The sequence below is a fragment of the Halomonas sp. ATBC28 genome (assembly GCF_005937175.1).
Taxonomy (GTDB): Bacteria; Pseudomonadota; Gammaproteobacteria; order Pseudomonadales; family Halomonadaceae; genus Vreelandella; species Vreelandella titanicae.
In genome coordinates this window covers 1-445 of sequence record NZ_VCQL01000115.1, presented here as the reverse complement: position 1 = coordinate 445, position 445 = coordinate 1, and the positions used below count along the sequence as shown (strand labels likewise).

At 70.8% G+C, this 445-nt stretch carries 1 protein-coding gene; it reads right to left on the bottom strand.

Annotated features, from left to right (window positions below; all coding sequences use genetic code 11):
• Positions 1-150: 150 nt before the first annotated feature.
• Positions 151-445, bottom strand: a 295-nt coding sequence (locus E0L35_RS25595) for an SEC-C metal-binding domain-containing protein (RefSeq protein ID WP_171051240.1), incomplete at its 5' end; no start/stop codon positions are given.

Sequence of the window (445 nt, the reverse complement as noted above, 5' to 3'; positions counted from 1 at the left end):
CCCACAACGTGGTGGGCAGCCTCCGATGCTTTCCCGCATCACGCAGAAGGCGCGGCCCAGGCCAGCAGACGCCGTGGAACCGGCGGCTCCGCCGGGCCACTGGCGTCGTCCCCCCGGGGGGAAGGCGCGCAGCGCCTCAGGGGGTTGTGCTCAATTTCCGCAGCACTTCTTGTATTTCTTGCCGCTGCCGCAGTTGCACGGGTCGTTGCGACCCGGCGTGTCCTCGCGGCGCACGGATTCGACGCGCGGGCCCATGCTCTTCCAGAGCTGGCGCAGGTCGTAGGTGGCCCAGACCGCCTCGCCGAACACCTCCAGCCGGTCCTCGCTCACGCTGGGCGGGCCGTCCTCGGCGTACATGTTGTGCTCGGCGCGGCCGGTGTCGTCCTCCGTCAGCGCGACGATGTGGTCGAGCGCGCCGTCCAGCCACTGCGCGGCCTCCTTGTCG